1 protein-coding gene is annotated in these 790 nt (G+C 73.5%); it reads right to left on the bottom strand.

The annotated features are described in order from the left end of the window. Positions 1 to 177: 177 nt before the first annotated feature. Positions 178 to 790, bottom strand: a 613-nt coding sequence (locus GT354_RS27670; protein WP_237535511.1) for a phosphopantetheine-binding protein, incomplete at its 5' end; no start/stop codon positions are given.

The following is a 790-nucleotide window of genomic DNA, read 5'->3' as shown; positions in this document are numbered from 1 at the left end:
CCGTGGACAGGCCTGCGGAGCGCTGTGGCGCTTGCTCCGAAGGTGGTGCCATCGAAGGTGTTGGCGCCGAAGGTGCTGCCGCCGACGGTGCTGCCGCCGAAGGTGTGTCGGCCGCGGCGGGCTCGGCCGCGGCGGAAGCGGCCGCGGCGGGCGAGGCCGCCGTAGGGATGTCCGTGCTCATGCCGACGATCGGTTCCTCTCGGTGGAGAGCAGCCGCTCGGCTGCCTCGTCGGACATGGCCTCCAGGTCGGCGACGAGAAGGTCCTCCACGGCCGCGGCGAAGGCCGCGAGGGTGCGGTGGGTGAACAGCGTGCGCAGCGGCACCGCGAGTTCGGTGGTGGCCGCGATCCGGGCGACCACGCGGGTCGCGAGCAGCGAGTGGCCGCCGAGGTCGAAGAAGTCGTCGAGGGCACCGGCCTTGTCCAGGCCGAGCACGTCGGTCCACACCTCGGCGATCAGTTCTTCGGCGTCGGTGCGCGGGGGCAGGAAGTGCGAGCTCTGGTCGGCGCCGAGCACGGCGCGGCTGTCGACGGCGGGCAGCGCGCGGTGGTCGAGCTTGCCGTTGGCCGTCAGCGGCAGACGCTCCAGGCGTACGAGCACGCTCGGCACGAGGTGGGCGGGCAGTCGCGCGGCGAGGTCGGCGCGCAGTTCGGGCACGGTCACGCTGTCGTCGGTGACCACGTAGCCGACGAGGGCCTGCTCGCGCGCGATCACGGCGGCCCCGGTGACCCCGGGTCTCGCGAGCAGCGCGATCTCGACCTCGCCGGGTTCGACCCGATATCCGCGCACC

This window comes from Streptomyces sp. SID3343 (assembly GCF_009865215.1).
Classification (GTDB): domain Bacteria; phylum Actinomycetota; class Actinomycetes; order Streptomycetales; family Streptomycetaceae; genus Embleya.
The sequence above is the reverse complement of the archived record's forward strand: the minus strand, read 5'-3'. Positions and strand labels throughout refer to the sequence as shown.